Raw genomic sequence first — 17,156 nt, forward strand, 5'->3', positions numbered from 1 at the left:
GTGGTTGGCCAGGCCTGCGTAGGTGCACGCCACGCCCTTGGGCCGGCCGGTGGAGCCGGAGGTGAAGATGACGTAGGCGACGTTGTCGCCGCGCAGCGGTGCGGTGCGCTCGGCGTCGCCCACCGGGTCGCCGGAGAGCCCCGACACGTCGAGCTCGTCGAGCTTCAGCACGCCGTGGGCGGGGTCCAGCTCGTCGAGGTCCGCGGGCAGCTGGGTGCGCGCCTCGGTGGTGGTCAGCAGGCACACCGGTCGCGCGGAGTCGAGCACCAGCCGGATGCGCTCCTCCGGGTGCTCGACGTCCACCGGGACGTAGGCGGCCCCGGTCGTGAGGACGGCGTGGATGGCCACCATCGCCTCGACCGAGCGGGGCAGCGCCACCGCCACGCGGTCCTCCGGCCCCACCCCGGCACGGATGAGGTGCCGAGCCAGTCGGTTGGCGCGCTCGGCCAGCTCGCGGTAGGTGACCTCGATGCCCTCGTGCACCAGCGCCACCGCGTCCGGGCTCGCCGCAGCGGCAGCGCTGAAGGCGGCCATCGGGGCGTCAGGGGCGTCAGGGCCGTCAGGGGCGTCAGGGCCGTCCTGGTCACCGCAGACGTTGGCGGCGCTGACCACCCCGGCCAGCTGCTGGGCCAGCTGCTGGGCGAAGGCGAGACCGTCCGCTCCGCCCAGGCGCCCCGGGGCCAGCTGGGTCAGTGCGGCGGTGACGGCAGCATCGGCGCCGAGCCCCATCACCGCGAAGCTCTCGGCGAGCTCGGCCGAGCGCTGGTGCAGCTGGCGGTGGGTGATGTCCGCGCCCTCGTGGGAGAGCACCACGCCCTCCGGGTCGACCTGTGCGGCGACGTCGAGCAGCTCGGGCAGCGAGCGGGCCAGCAGCGAGTCCCCCACCGGGGCGGCCGCCAGGGAGGGCGCTGCGGGAACGGGCGCTGCGGTCACGGGGGCTGCGGTCACGGGGGCTGCGCCGGGGCGTGACCCGCCGCGAGACTGCGTCGCGGCGCGCTCCTCGGCGGTGCGGATGTCGATGTCGCCGACGGCCCGCGTGGGCTCCGCGACGACCTCGCTGAGCACCCGGACCAGGCGCTCCCCCAGCGGAACGATGGTGTCCCGGTCGAAGATGTCCGTCGGGTAGTCCAGGTGCCCGGCCATCCCCGCGGAGTCGCCCGCTCCGCCCGGTGTGCCGATCAGGGTGAAGCCGAGGTCGGCCTGGGCCTCCACCTCGTCGGTCGCCAGCACCTCGATGGTGAGCCCGGCGAGCTCGACCACCGGCCGGTCGAGGTTCTGGAAGCTGAGCATCACCTGCGCGAACGGGGCGAACGAGCTGGAGCGGGTGGGCGAGAGCTCGTTGACCACCAGCTCGAAGGGCACCTCTGCGTTGCCGAACGCGGCCAGGTCGTCCTCGCGCAGGCGAGCCAGCAGCTCGGTGAAGGGCTGGTCGGGGTCCACGTCGGCGCGCAGCACGATGGTGTTGACGAACATGCCCACCAGCTCGTCCAGCGCCGCGTCGCCGCGGCCGGCGACCGGTGTGGTGACGGCGACGTCGCGCTCGCCGGTGAGCTGGGACAGCAGCACGGCGAGGGCCGCGTGCACCACCATGAACGGCGTGACCTGGTGCAGCCGGGCCAGCTCCTCCAGCGCGCTCACCGTCTCGGCGGGCACCTGGAAGTCCACCATCGCGCCGGCGCCGGAGCGCCGGGCCGGGCGGGGGCGGTCCAGCGGCAGCTCCAGCACCTCGGGCAACCCGTCCAGCGCCGCACGCCAGTAGGCCAGCTGCTCGGCGGCGAGGGAGTCCTCCTCCCGCGGGTCGCCCAGCACCTCGCGCTGCCACAGGGCGAAGTCGGCGTACTGCAGCGGCAGTGGCGCCCAGCCCGGTGCCTCGCCCTGCGCCCGCGCCGCGTAGGCCACCGTGAAGTCCCGGGCCAGCGGTGCCATCGAGGCCCCGTCGGCGCTGATGTGGTGCACCACCATCACCAGCACGTGCTCGTCCTCGGCCGGCCGCAGCAGCGCGAACCGGCTCGGCGGGTCGCTGCGCACGTCGAAGCCGCGACCGGCAAGATCGCGCACCCGCTCGCCCAGCTGCTCCGGGCTGACCGGTTCCACGGGCAGCTCGACCGACACCTCCTGCGGCGCCAGCACGCGCTGGCTGGGCTCGTCGCCGACCACCGGGTACACCGTGCGCAGCGACTCGTGCCGCTCCACCACGTCACGCACCGCGGCCTGCACCGCGGCCTCGTCCAGGCGCCCACGCAGGCGCAGCGCGAGCGGGATGTTGTAGGCGGCGGCCTCGGGGTCGAGCCGGTTGAGGAACCACAGGCGCTGCTGGGCCAGCGACAGCGGCACCACCGGCGGCCGGGTGCGGGCGAGCAGCGCCGGACGCGCCCCGCCCGCACCGGCGATCTCGTCCATCCGGGCGGCGAGGCCCTCCACCGTGGGTGACTCGAACAGCGCGCGGACCCCGGCGTTCACCCCGAGACGGGCGTTGAGCCGACTGATCACCCGCGTCGCCAGCAGCGAGTTGCCGCCCATCGCGAAGAAGTCGTCGTCCAGCCCGGCTCGCTCGGCCCCGACCACCTCGGCCAGCTCGGTGGCGACCGTCCGCTCGGCCAGCGTCCGGGGAGCACGGTAGGAGACCTCGTTGGTGAACCACCGCGGCGCGGGCAGCGCCCGTCGGTCGATCTTGCCCGAGGGGGTCAGCGGCATCGCCTCCACCGGCACCACGGCGGAGGGCACCATGTGGGCGGGCAGCAGGGCGCCGGCCTGCGCCGCGACGTCGCGCGGCTCGAGCGTGGCCGCCTCCCGCGCCGTCACCCAGGCCACCAGGATCGGCTCCCCCGACGGCGCGGTGACCGTGCCGGCAGTGGCCGCCTCCACGTCGGGGTGACGCAGCAGCGCGCTCTCCACCTCGCCCAGCTCGATGCGGAAGCCGCGCACCTTCACCTGCTGGTCCTTGCGGCCCAGGTAGTCGATCTCCAGGCCGTGCGTGCCGCGCACCCAGCGCACCACGTCGCCGGTGCGGTACATCCGCTCGCCCGGCCCGCCGTGCGGGTTGGCGACGAAGCGCGACGCGGTCATGCCCCGCCGGTCGTGGTAGCCGCGGGTGACGCCCAGGCCCGCGAGGTAGAGCTCACCCGTGGCGCCCACCGCGGCGGGCTGCAGCTGGTCGTCGAGCACCAGCGCCGTGGTGCCGCGGACCGGCCCGCCGATGGTGATGCGGTCACCCGCCTGCAGCTGCTCGGACAGCGTGGTCACGATCGTCGTCTCGGTCGGCCCGTAGGCGTTGACGAAGCGGCGACCGGGTGCCCACCGAGCCAGCAGCTCCGGCGAGCATGCCTCCCCGCCGACCATCAGGCACTCCAGGGCCTCGCCCACCTGCTCCGGGTCGAGCGAGGCCACCGCGGCCGGGGTGGCGAAGGCGTGGCTGACCCGGTGCTCCCGCAGCACCCGTGCCAGGTCGGCGCCGCCGTAGACGGTCGGCGCGGCGATGACCATCGTCGCCCCCGCCCCGAACGCCATCAGCAGCTCGAGCACGGAGGCGTCGAAGGACGGTGAGGCGAAGTGCAGCGTCCGCGAGCTGCCGGTGGTGGCGAACCGGACGCGCATCTCCTCGGCGAAGGGCGCCAGGCCGGTGTGCGGCACCACCACACCCTTGGGCTGGCCGGTGGTCCCCGAGGTGTAGATGACGTAGGCGGTGTTCTCCGGCCGCAACGGCGCCCGCCGCTCGGCTGCGGAGAGTGCGTGCCCTGGCAGCGTGGCGGCCTCCGCGGCCAGCTCGCCGGAGTCCAGCGCCAGCCAGGAGCAGTCCGCGGTCAGCCCGGTGAACGCCGAGGCGTCCGCGGCGCAGGTGATCCCGAGCGGAGCCCCGGAGTCGGTGAGCATGTGCTCGATCCGGCCGGCGGGGTAGCCGGGGTCCACCGGCAGGTAGGCACCCCCGGACTTGCTCACCGCCCAGATGCCCAGCACCGACTCGATCGAGCGGGTGATGCCGAGCGCGACGACGGTCTCCGGGCCGACTTCGCGTGCCACCAGCGCCCGCGCCAGCTGGTTGGACCGCTCGTCGATCTCGCCGTAGGTGATGGACCGCGCGCCGTCCACCACGGCGACCCGGGACGGGTCCTGGGCGGCGGCCCGCGCCAGCAGCTCGGGCAGGGTCGGCGCGAGAGCATCCTGCGCCGATCCAGGTGGGACCACCGCGGCGCCCCGCACCCCGAGCAGCTCGGCCCGCTCCGCGGCACTGAGCAGGTCGACGCTGCCGACCGTGCGCTCCGGCGCCGCGACCACCGCGGCCAGGACCCGGTGCAGCTGGGCCAGGAGCCGCTCGGCGGTGTCCGGCTCGAACACGTCGGTGGCGTAGCCGAGGTCCACGTCTATGCCGGCCGGACGACCGTCGGCGTCCCAGGTCTCGGCGAGGTCCAGCGCCAGGTCGAACTTGGCGCCGCCCAGGTCCACCGGGTCCACCTCGACCCGCACGCCGGGCAGCTCGAGCCGGGCAGCGGCGTTGTTCTGGTACCCCAGCATCACCTGGAACAGTGGGGAGTGGGCGGTGGAGCGGGCCGGCTGCAGCTCGTCCACGAGCCGCTCGAAGGGCACGTCGGTGTGCTCGAACGCCTGCAGGTCGGTGTCCCGGACCCGGTGCAGCAGGCTGCGGAAGCTCTCCTGCTGGTCGACCTGGGCGCGCAGCACCACCGTGTTGACGAACATCCCAACGAGGTCGTCCAGCGCCGCCTCGCCCCGGCCGGCGACCGCGGTGCCCACCGGTACGTCGGTGGTGCCGCAGAGCTTGGCCAGCAGCACCGACAGCGCAGCGTGCACCACCATGAACGGGGTGGCCCCCTGCTCGTGCGCGAGCCGCTCGACGGCTGCGTGCAGGTCCGCGTCCAGCCGCGCCGTGCGGTGGTCTCCGCGCATGGACCGCACCGCCGGACGGGGTCGGTCCAGCGGCAGGTCCAGCACCTCGGGCAGCTCGGCCAGGGCGCTGCGCCAGTAGGTCAGCTGCTGGTTGAGCAGCGAGCCGGGGTCGTCGTCGGTGCCCAGCACCGTCCGCTGCCACTGCGCGAAGTCGGCGTGCTGCACGGCCAGCGGGGTCCACTGTGGATCAGTGCCCTGGCTGCGCGCGGCATAGGCGGCGCCGAGGTCGCGGGCCAGCGGGGCGAGGCTGAACCCGTCCGCGGCGATGTGGTGCACCACCAGCACCAGCAGGTGCTCGATCGGTCCAGCATCGGCCGGTCCAGCAGTGGCCGGTTCAGCACTGGCGAGGCGCAGCAGCTGGGCCCGCAGCGGCACGTCGGTGCGCACGTCGAAGGCAGCTCCGGCCAGCTCGGCCACGCGCTCGGCCACGTCCGCCGGGTCGACCACCTCGGCGGTGTCCAGCTGCAGCGCCACCTCCTGGGCTGGCACCACCCGCTGATAGGGACCAGCGTCGTCCTCCGGAAACACCGTGCGCAGGGACTCGTGCCTGGCCACGACGTCGGCCAGCGCCTGGCCCATCGCCTCCGGAACCAGCTCGCCCACCAGCCGCACCACGACCGGCATGTTGTAGAGGGACGACTCCGGGTCGAACCGGTTGAGGAACCAGATGCGCTGCTGGGCCAGCGACAGCGGCGGTCGCTCGCTGCGTGGCTGGGCCACGAGGGGTGGCCGGTCGCTCGCTCCGGAGTCCTCGGCCAGGCGAGCGATCGCCTCCACCGTGGGCCGCTCGAAGACGTCGCGCACCCGGATCGAGCACCCCAGGGCGGCGTTCACCCGGCTGACCAGCCGGGTGGCGAGCAGGGAGTTGCCGCCCAGGTCGAAGAGGTTGTCGGTGATCCCGACCTGCTCCGTACCCAGCAGGCGGGCGAGCACCTCGGCCACGGAGCGCTCGGCGGGGGTCCGCGGCGCGACCTGTGGACGGTCGTCGGCCTCCAGCGCCGGCTCCGGCAGGGCGCGGCGGTCCACCTTGCCGGTGGCGTTCAGCGGCAGGGCGTCGAGCACGACGAGCGTGTGCGGGACCATGTACTCCGGCAGCCGCTCCCGGAGGAAGCCGGTCACCTCGGCGACGTCCGGTTGCTGGCTGCTGGCGCGGGTGACGTAGCCGACCAGCCGATCCCCTGCCGGCCCGTCCCACACCGCCGCCACCGCGGCTCCCACCGCGGGGTGCGCGGCCAGCGCGGCCTCGACGTCCCCCAGCTCGATCCGCACACCCCGGAGCTTCACCTGGAAGTCGCTGCGGCCCACGAAGACCAGCTCGCCCTGCCGGTTGGCGCGGACCAGGTCGCCGGTGCGGTACATCCGCTGCCCGTCCCCGGCGAAGGGGTTGGCCACGAAGCGGTCGGCGGTCAGGTCCGCCCGGCCGGCATAGCCCCGGGCCAGCTGGACACCGGCCAGGTACAGCTCGCCGGTGCTGCCCTGCGGGACCGGCCGCAGCCGCTCGTCCAGGACGTGGACCTCGGTGTCGCTGACCGGCACCCCGATCGGCACGGCCGCGTCGTGGTCCGCCCCGTTCCGGGTCTGGTGGTGGGTCACCCCGACCGCGGCCTCGGTGGGGCCGTACTCGTTGTGCACCTGCGCCGCTGACAGCCCGGCCACCCGGGCGACGAGCCCGGTCGTCAGTGCCTCACCACCGCAGATGACCGTCCGCAGCGACGGCGGCACGCCCGCTCCGTCCTCGGCGTGCTCGACGAACGCGGCCAGCAGCGCGGGCACGAAGATGGCCAGGGTGACTCGCTCGGTGTCGAGCAGCGAGTGCAGGTAGGCCGGATCGAGGTGCCCGTCCGGCCGGGCGAGCACCAGCCGACCGCCACCGGTGAGCGGCCCCCAGATCTCCAGCACCGACATGTCGAAGGCGAACGGCGCCTTGTGCACCACCACGTGCTCGGCGAGCCGGTAGGCGCAGTCCATCCAGCGCAGTCGGCTGGCGATGGCCCGGTGGCTGATCGCCGCACCCTTGGGCCGCCCGGTGGAGCCGGAGGTGAAGGTGACGTAGGCCAGGCTGTCGGGGTGCGGCGCCCGGCGCTCGGCGTCGGTCAGCGGCTCACCAGACAGCTCGTGCAGGTCAAGCCCGGTCAGGTCGATCACCGGGCGTCCCGCGGCGAAGCCCACCGCGGTGCCCGGGGTGAGCAGGCACAGCGGCGCCGCCGTCTCCACCACGTGGGCGTTGCGGACGTCAGGCTGGCTGTGGTCGATGGGGACGTAGCCGCCACCGGCCTTGACCACCGCCAGCATGGCCACGACCACCTCGACGGAGCGGGGCGTGACCACGCCGACCAGCACGTCCGGACCCACACCGAGCCGGACCAGCATGCGGGCCAGCCGGTTGGCGCGGACGTCCAGCTCGGCGAAGGTGAGGGTGGCACCGTCGCAGGTCAGCGCGGGTGAGTCCGGGCGCGCGTGCACCTGCTGCTCGAAGAGCCCCGCCAGGGTGGACCCGGCCCCGTCCGGCTCGCCGCGGCCCCGGCTGCTCGCACCCGGTGCCCCGGCCACCACCACGGTCCCCTCGCCGGCGGCCGTCTCGGCCGCGGCCCGGACCTCCGCGAGAAGCTGGGGCATGCGCGGCAGCAGGGTGCCCAGCCGGGTCGGCGCCAGCTCGGTGATCAGCGCGTTGAGGGTCAGGGTGAGCAGCGCCTCGCTGCCCATCGCCGCACCCGCCATCATCTCCACCAGCTGGCGGTAGCGCTCGTGCAGGGTGCCCAGGTCCACCGCCTGCTCGCCCAGCACGCAGGCCGGTCCGCCCGGGTGGCGCTCGGCGGCGACGGACAGCAGGGCAGCGAGGTCGCCGGGCTCGTCCCGCGGCGCGGGAGGAACCGCAGCGGGGGCCTCCGGCTGCACCGCCGGGGCCGGGACGGCTGCCGGAGTGTCCGCTGCCGGGGTGTCCACGGTGAGCTCGGCCAGCGGTACCTCCGGGTTCTCGCTGACCTGCTCCAGCAGGTGGACAAGGCGGTGGCCGAAGGTGCGCATGGTCTCCTCGTCGAACAACGCGGTGGCGTAGGTGATCGCCAGGTCCAGACCCGCCAGTGCGGCGTCGTCATCGATCCGATCAGCGACCTCGATCGCGAGGTCGAGCTTGGCGTCGTGGCCGGAGAGGTCCACGGTCTCGGTGCGCAGCCCCGCCAGCTCCACCTCGGTGGTGGTGAAGTGCTGGTGCGACAGCAGCACCTGGAACAGCGGGTTCCACGCCGGGGAACGGGTGGCGCCCACCTCGTCGACCACCCAGTCGAAGGGCACCTCGGCGTGCTCGAAGGCGTCCAGGTCACCCGCGCGGACCTGGGCGAGCAGCTCGGTGAACGTGGTCGGTGCCCGCAGGTCGGTGCGCAGCACCAGGGTGTTCACGAGCATGCCCACCAGGTCCTCGAGCGCCGGGTCCCCGCGGCCGGCGACCGGGGTGCCGACGGCGACGTCACCGCTGCCCGAGAGCCGGGACAGCAGCACGGACAGCGCCGCGTGCACCACCATGAACACCGTGGCGCCCTGCTCGTGCGCCCGGGCGACCAGGCTGGCGGCCAGCTCACGGTCGACACCCAGCCGGACGGTGGCACCCCGGGGGTCCGGCACCGCCGGCCGTGGGCGGTCGGTGGGCAGCTCGAGCAGGCCGGGCAGGCCGGCCAGGCGCTCCCGCCAGAAGGCCAGCTGCGCGGTGGCGGTGGCAGTCGGTTCGGCGGGCTCCCCGAGCAGGCCGCGCTGCCACAGGGCGTAGTCGGCGTACTGCACGGGCAGCGGCGACCACGTGGGCGCGCGGCCCTGCACCCGCGCGTCGTAGCCAGCGCCGAGGTCGCGGGCCAGCGGGCCCAGGGACGCCCCGTCCGCGGCGATGTGGTGCACCACCACCACGAGCAGGTGCTCAGCTGGGTTGGTGGTGAACAGCCGGGCGCGCACCGGGGCGTCGGTGGTGACGTCGAAGCCGCGCCGGGTGAGCTCCGCCACCCGCGCCGTCAGGTCCGTGGCCTCGACGGGCACCGGAGCGAGGTCGACGTCCGCACTGGCCGCCGCGGTGGACAGCACCTGCTGCTCGGGCGCCAGCTCACCGTCGGGGTACACCGTGCGCAGCGACTCGTGGCGCTCGAGCACGTCTGCCCACGCCCGTGCGAGTGCCTCGGTGTCCAGCGCGCCGCGCAGGCGCAGCCCCATCGGCACGTTGTAGACCGCGGAGTCGGGGTCGTACTGGTTGACCACCCAGAGCCGCTGCTGGGCCGGGGCCAGCGGGACGTGGGCCGGGCGGGGAGCTGCCGCCAGCGCCGCGCCCACCCCGGGCGTGCTGGCGCCCTCGGCCGTCGCCGCGCGCAGGAACTGGGCCAGCGCCGCCACGGTGGGGTGCTCGAACAGCGCGCGCACCCCCACGTGCACCCCGCAGGCCGAGCCCAGCCGGGCCACCACCTTGGTGGCGGTGAGCGAGTCACCCCCGAGGTCGAAGAAGGAGTCCGTGGCGCCCACCTGCTCGAGCCCGACGACCTCGGCGAACACCGACGCCACCAGCTGCTCCTGCGCGGTGCGGGGCGGCACGTGCTCGCCGTTGGCACCGGCCAGGTCCGGCGCCGGCAGCGCGCTCCGGTCGAGCTTGCCCACCGGCGTCACCGGCACCTGGTCGATCTCCACGAAGGCCGCGGGCACCATCGCGCTGGGCAGCAGCGCGGCCACGTGCGCGGAGAGCGCCGCAGAGTCCACGCCGTCGCCGTTGACGGGCAGGACGTAGGACACCAGTGCCGTGCTGCCCGAGCCGAGCCGGTGCCCGACCGTGACCGCGAAGCGCACGGCGGGGTGGGTGCTCAGGACGCCGTCGACCTCGCCCGGCTCGATGCGCTGGCCGCGGATCTTCACCTGGGAGTCGCTGCGGCCGACGTGGCTGAGCTCCAGCCCACCCGTGCCCGGCGTCCAGCGCACCAGGTCGCCGGTGTCGTACATCCGGCTGCCGGCAGGTCCGTACGGGTTGGCCACGTACCGACGGGCGGTCAGCCCCGGCGCGGAGTGGTAGCCGCGGGTGACTCCGGGACCAGCGACGTAGAGGTGGCCCTCCACCCCCACCGGCACGGGCCGCAGGCGCTGGTCGAGCACCAGCAGGTGCACCCCGCGCAGCGCTGCTCCGATGGTCACCGGCGCGCCTGCCCGCATCGGCACGGAGGCGGTGGCCAGCACGGTCGTCTCGGTGGGGCCGTAGGCGTTGTGCAGGTGCAGCCCGGGCGCCCATGACGCCACCAGCTCGGCGGGCACCGTCTCTCCGCCGACCACCACGTGGGCCAGGCTCTCTCCCACGGCCGCCGGGTCCATGGAGCGGAGCACGGCCGGGGTGAGGAAGCCGTGGGTCACCCCGGAGGTGCGGATGAAGTCAGCCAGCTCGGCGCCGGCGTAGACGTCGGGAGGGGCGATCACCAGGGTGGCGCCCGCCCCGAGGGCGAGCAGCAGCTCCAGCACCGAGGCGTCGAAGGACGGCGAGGCCACGTGCAGCGCTCGCGCGGCGGGGGTGAGGTCGAAGGCCTCCCGCTCGCTCTGGCAGAGGCTGGCCAGTCCCTCGTGGGTGACCACCACGCCCTTGGGCCTGCCGGTGGTGCCGGAGGTGTAGATGACGTAGGCGGCGTTGCCCGGCCGCACCGGGCCGGGCGGCGCGGCTGGTGCCGACGGCTGCTCGGCGCCGGCGGGGCTGAGCTCGTCCACCCCCCACCAGGTGACCAGCTCGGGCAGCCGGCTGCGGTGCTCGGCCAGGGTCAGCCCGAGCACCGCTCCGCTGTCGCCGAGCATGTGCTCGATGCGCCCGGCCGGGTAGCCCGGGTCCACCGGCACGTAGGCACCGCCGGCCTTGGCCACCGCCCAGATCGCCACCACCAGCTCCAGCGACCGCGGCAGGCCGAGCGCGACGAAGACCTCCGGCCCCACGCCGCGGGCCACCAGCGCGCGGGCCAGGTGGGTGGAGCGCTCGTCCAGCTCGCGGTAGTCCACCGACCGGTCGCCGTCCACCACAGCCACGGCACCAGGGTCGCGGGCGGCGGCCGCGGCGAAGATCTCCGCCAGGGTCCTGGGCGGCAGCGGCTCCGCTCCGCGCACGTCCACCAGGTGGGCCAGCTCGGCGTCGGTGAGCACCTCCACCTCGCCCACCCGGCGCTGCGGGTGCTCCGTCATCGTGGTCAGCACCTGCAGGAAGCGAGCGACCAGCTGGTCCACCTTGGCGTCGTCGAACACCGACGGCGCCACCTTCAACCGGAAGTGCAGCTCGGGGTCCAGCAGCGTCACCAGTGCCACTGGGTAGTGGGTGGCGTCGTGCACCTGCACGTCCTCGACAGCCAGGCCGCTGCCGGCGGTGCGGGCGGTCAGCCCGTCCCGGTCCACCGGGTAGGACTCCAGCACGGTGAGGGTGTCGAACAGCGCCGGGGTGCCGGCCGCCTGCTGGATCTCTGCCAGCCCGACCGCCTGGTGGTCGAGCAGGGCGGCACCCTCCTCCTGCAGCCGGCGCAGCAGCGCCTCGACGGTCTCTGCGGGCTGCAGCTGGGCGCGGACGGGCAGGGTGTTGATGAACAGCCCCACCATCTTCTCCACGCCGGGCAGCTCGGGCGGTCGGCCGGCCACGGTGGAACCGAACACCACGTCCTGGCGTCCGGTGAGCCGGGACAGCAGCAGCGCCCAGGCCGTCTGGACCACCGTGTTCAGGGTGACTCCGGCAGAGCCGGCGAGCTCACTGAGCCGCGCGCGGAGCGCAGCGGGCAGCATCACGTCGTGGTCCACCGGCGCCTCGGCACCGGCGCGCGGATCAGCTGAGGGAGCGAGCAGGGTGGGTTCGCCGACGCCGGTGAGCACCTGCACCCACTGCTGCAGCGAAGGGGCGCTGTCCTGCTCGGCCAGCCGGGCCAGGTGGTCGCGGTAGGAGGGCGCCGGCTCGGTGGCCGCGGTGCCGGTGTAGCCGGCCAGCAGCTCCTCGAGCACCAGCGGGATGGACCACCCGTCGATGACCAGGTGGTGGGCGGTCAGCGCCAGCGTCCAGTCGGTGGCACCGGCACGCACCGCAGTCATCCGCAGCAGCGGCGGGGTGGTGACGTCGAAGGGGCGCCGCCGCTCGGTGGCGAGCAGCCGGTCGAGCTCTGCCGCCGGGTCTGCCACCCCCGTGACGTCGTGCTCTGACCACGGCAGCGTGACGATGCCGGCCACCAGCTGCACCACGGTGCCGTCGGAGCGGCTGACGAACCCGCCCCGCAGCGCGGCGTGCCGGTCGAGGAGGGACTGTCCGGCAGCGTGCAACCGAGCCGGGTCGACGTCGCCGCGCAGGCGCAGCAGGATCTGCGCGGTGTAGCCGTCGGAGTCGGTGCCGGCCAGCGCGGCGTGGAAGTGCAGCCCACGCTGCAGCGGGGCGAGCGGCCAGACGTCCTGCAGCCCGGGCAGTCGCTGCTCCCACTCCTCCAGCTCCGCCTGGGTCACGTCCACCAGCGGGGTGTCCGACGGGGTGAGCCCGCCGGCGCCCTCGGTGCGCAGGTGCTCGGCGAGCGCGTCCAGCGCCTGCTCCCAGAGCAGGGCCACCATGCGGGCGTCCTCGTCCGGGAGCACGCCGCGAGCGTGGTCGAGGGTGGCCACGATGCGCGCCCCCTCGGGGGTGCTGCGGGTGAGGGCGTTGACCTCCAGCACCGCGGCGAGCGGCATCGCGTCGCCGCGCACGGCGCTCATGCCGTCGAGCTCGGGGTCGGGCTGCCAGCCGCCGTCTCCGCGCTCGGCCCAGTCCGTCCGCCCCAGGTAGTTGACGATCACCTCCGGGGTGGGCAGCCCCGCCAGGCGTCCGGCGGCCACCGGGTCGTGCTGGGCGGACAGGCCGAAGCCGATGCCGTGGTCGGGCACCGCGAGCAGCTGCTCCTTCACCGCCTTCACCGCGCCGCCGGCCGCGGGTCCCCCGGCGAGTGCCTCGTCCAGGTCCACCCCGGTGAGGTCCAGCCGCAGGGGGTAGGTGGAGGTGAACCAGCCGACGGTGCGGCTCAGGTCGGCGCCTGGGGCGAGCCACTCCTCGCGGCCGTGGCCCTCCAGGGTGACCGCCACCGGAGCGACGTCCGCTCCGCGCCCGCGCTGCAGCTGCGCGACGGCCTGCCCGAGCGCGCTCAGCAGCGCCACCTCCACCCCGGCCCCGTAGGCCTGGGGCAGCACGGCGAGCAGGGTCGCGGTGGTCTGCGCGGACAGCTGGACCGTGCTGCGCCCGGCCGTGGCGACGGTGTCCAGCTCGGGATCCAGCGCCCGGGAGCCCAGTCCCGGGCCGCCCGGCTGCAGCGTGTGGACCCAGCCGTCCACCGCGTCGCGGACCCGGTCAGAGCCCGCCTGCTCCACCAGCGCGGCGCCCCAGCGGCGGAGGGAGGTCCGCTCCGTGGGCACCGTGGGCGGCTGTCCCGCAGCCACCTCAGCTGCGGCGGCCGCGAGGTCGGCCACGAGCACCCGCCAGGACACCCCGTCGACGACCAGGTGGTGGGCCACCAGCAGCAGCCGGCCCCCCAGGCCGTCCACCCCCGGGAACCACACCACCGCCACCATCGCCCCGGACACCGGGTCGAGCCGGTCTGCGGCGGCGGCGAGCTCGTGGGCGTGCCGGTCCGCCCACGCCGACCCGGTGAAGTCGGCGTCCGTCGGCGCCGTCCGCAGCAGCACGGGCGTGACCGGACCGGTCGGCTCGGGCACCACCAGGTGCGGGGTCGCACCCAGCACCAGCCGGGCCCGCAGCGCGTCGTGCTGGCGGAGCACCTCCGCCAGCACGGTGCGCAGCAGCGGCTCGTCGACGTGGTCGGGCAGGGTCACGGTGACGGCCTGGCTGTAGCTGCGCAGCGCCTCCACCGGTCCAGCTCCCAGGGTGCGCAGCGCCAGCGGCGTCAGCGCGACCTCGCCGGCGGCGCCGCCCGGCAGCTCCGCGAGCTCGGTGGCCGCGGGCTCCACGAGCTGGGCGACCTCGGCGAGGCGAGCCACCGTGCGCAGCGAGAAGACCTCACGGGCGCTCACCGCCAGCCCGGCCTCGCGGGCCCGGGCGGAGAGCTGCATGGCCACGATGCTGTCGCCACCGAGGCTGAAGAAGCTGTCGTCCACCCCCACCCGTGGCACACCGAGCACCGTGGCGAACAGCTCGGCCAGCGTGGTCTGCACCGGTCCAACCGGGGGGCGGTAGCCCGCGTCGCTGCGGGGGGCTGAGGGATCGGGCAGCGCGCGGCGGTCCACCTTGCCGTTGGGGTTGACCGGGAGCTCGTCGAGCACCACCAGCTCTTCCGGGACCATGTACTCCGGCAGCACGGCGCGGGCCGCCGACAGCAGGTGCCCCACGTCGGGCTGCACGCTGCCGCGGCCCACGACGTAACCCACCAGCCGCGGACCCAGCGGGGTCTCGCGGACGGCGACCACGGCCTGCCCCACGCCCGGGTCAGCCGCGAGCACCGACTCCACCTCGCCGAGCTCGATGCGGTAGCCCCGCAGCTTCACCTGGTCGTCGGTGCGGCCCAGGTACACGAGCTCGCCCTCGGCGCTCCAGCGGACCAGGTCGCCGGTGCGGTACATCCGGCTGCCGGCAGGGCCGAACGGGTCGGCCACGAAGCGCTCGGCGGACAGGTCGGGCCGGCCCAGGTAGCCGTGCGCCAGCTGGTCACCGGCCAGGTAGAGCTCCCCGGCCACCTCGTCCGGCACCGGACGCAGGCTGGTGTCCAGGACGTGGCAGCGGGTGTTGGCGACGGGCCTGCCGATCGGCACCGCCTCACCGTCGGCCCAGCTGCGCGCGGGATCGACCACGGTGTGCGTGGCGTGCACCGCTGCCTCGGTCGGCCCGTAGAGGTTGTGCAACCGGGCACCGCTGCGCTGGGTGAACCGTCGGGCGAGCGCGGGCGAGAGAGCCTCGCCGGCGGCAAACACCCGGGTGAGCGACGTGGTGTCCGCTGCACCGGCGTGGTCCAGGAAGGCAGCCAGCATGGTCGGCACGAAGGACGTGGCCGTCACCCCGTGCCGCTCGATGGTGCGCGCCAGGTACTCGGGGTCGCGGTGCCCGTCCGGCGCGGCCACCACCAGCCGTCCTCCGGTGTAGAGCGGGACGAACAGCTCCCACAGCGAGACGTCGAAACCTGCCGGCGTCTTGAGCAGCACCACGTCCTCCGGGCCGAGGCGGTGCTCCTGGGCGAACCAGCACAGCTGGTTGGTGATGGCCCGGTGCGAGACGGCCACCCCCTTGGGCAGCCCGGTGGATCCGGAGGTGTAGATGACGTAGGCGGTGTTCTCCCTGCGCAGCGGTGCGCTCCGGTCGGCGTCCTCGATCGCCCGCGTCGGCAGGTCGTCCAGGGCCAGCCGGTCCACCTCCACCGCGGTGGTGCCCGGTGGCAGCGCTGCCGCGTCAGCGGCCCGGGTGAGCACGCAGACCGGCCCGGCCGAGCGCAGCACGTGCGCGGTGCGCTCCGCCGGGTGGTCCGGGTCCAGGGGCACGTAGGCACCGCCGGCCTTGAGCACCGCGTGGATGGCCACCACGAGCTCGGCGGACCGACGCATCGCCACACCTACTCGCGCCTCCGGGCCCACCCCGAGCCCGATCAGGTGGCGGGCCAGCTGGGTGGACCGTCGGTCGAGCTCGCCGTAGGACATGGTGGCACCGTCGGCCAGCAGGAGCGCGGTGCGCTCGGGGGCACGGGCCACCTGGGCGCGCACCGGGGCCAGCAGGTCGTCAGCGCCCACCCCGCTGGTGGTGTCGTTGCGGGCCGCCAGGGTGCGTCGCTCGCCGGCGCGGAGCAGCCCCACCGACCGCAGGGTGCGCCCGCTGGCGCCGCCCACCAGGTCGGCCAGCAGGCCCAGGAACCGGTCGCGGTGGCGCTGCAGCTCCGCCTCCGTGTACCGGTCCGGGTTGGCCTCCAGGTCCAGGTTGAGGCTGGTCTTGTCCGCCGCGGGGTAGACGTTGACGTTGAGGTCCTCCACCGGACCGGTGGAGAGGATGTGCAGCCGGCCCTGTGCCGTGCCCAGCACCAGCTCCCGCTGGAACAGCATCAGGTTGACCATCGGTCCGAAGTACCCGCGCTCGCTGCCCTGCACCCCGGCGTCCCGGAGGATGTCCTCCGCCCGGTGCTGCTGGTGGCGCAGCGCTCCACCCAAGCTCTGCCGCACCGAGCTGAACAGCTCCTCGAGCGTCTGCTCCTCGTCCAGGCGCACCCGCACCGGGACGATGTTCGACACCATGCCGCCACCCCGCCGCAGCACCGCAGTGGTGCGTCCAGACACCGGCAGGCTGAGCACCACGTCGTCGCGGCCGCTCATCCGGCCCAGGTAGAGCGCGACCGCGGCCACCAGCACCGGCGACACCGACACGCCCAGGTTCCGCGCGTGCCGGCGCAGGCCCTCGGTGGTCGGGGCCGGCACCGGACCGATGACGTTGCGCCGGCGGGCGCTGGCCGGTGCGCGGCGGCGGGACAGGGTGAGCGGGTCGCCCAGGCCCTCGGTCTGTGAGCGCCAGTACTCGCGGTCGCGCTGCTGCCGCGCGGAGCCCTGGTAGGCCTGGTCGATCCCCAGCAGCGTGGACAGGTCGGTCGGGGGCTCCTGCCTGCCCTGCACCCGTGCGGCCAGCTCGGTGTAGACCTCCGCGATGCGGGTCAGCATCCGCATCGAGGCGAACCCGTCGAAGGCGAGGTGGTGCACCCGGGTGTACCAGAGGTGGTGTCGCTCGCCCACGCGCAGCACCGCCACCTGCACCAGCGGCGCCCCCACCAGCTGCACCGGCTGCTCCTGGTCGGCGCGCATCCAGCGGTGCGCCGCCGCCACGGGGTCGTCCTCGGCGCGCAGGTCCAGCACCACGCAGGGAAAAACGTCCCCGTCGATGGGCTGCACGTGCTGGTGCGGCACCCCGTCGACCAGGCTCACCCGAACCACCATCGACTGCTGCTCCAGGGCGGCACGGGCGTGGGCCGCCAGCAGCAGCTGCGGATCTAGCTGCCCATAGATCTCGACGTACTGGGCGATGACCACCGGAGTGGCGGGATCCATCTGCTGCATGAGCCAGATGCCTCGCTGCGCCGATGACAGCGGCAGGACGGACGGGCCGATCGTCTCGATGGTCGTGTCATGCGCGGGAAGCTCCCCACCCATTCAGTGCCCCCTAGCCTGACGTCATGGGTCATCACGCGGCCCTCCCCCCCTGTACAAGGAGCGACGCCTTGAGTACTATCTGCAAAGTAGGTCATCCGACCTCTTGTGGGCACTTGCGCCACTGGACGTCGGAGGGCCTATTTGTCGTGCAT

General features: G+C 74.5%; 1 protein-coding gene (only partly in view). It reads right to left on the minus strand.

The window, feature by feature from the left end; all coding sequences use genetic code 11:
* Positions 1-17,004, minus strand: the 5' end (the start) of a protein-coding gene (locus ELX43_RS14205; RefSeq protein ID WP_127783992.1) for a non-ribosomal peptide synthase/polyketide synthase. Its footprint begins 17,097 nt before the window's first position; 17,004 of the gene's 34,101 nt are visible here — the first part of the coding sequence; it begins with the start codon at positions 17,002-17,004; the stop codon falls past the left edge of the window.
* Positions 17,005-17,156: the final 152 nt, after the last annotated feature.

Origin of the sequence: Rhodococcus sp. X156, assembly GCF_004006015.1 — a bacterium.
Taxonomy (GTDB): domain Bacteria; phylum Actinomycetota; class Actinomycetes; order Mycobacteriales; family Mycobacteriaceae; genus X156.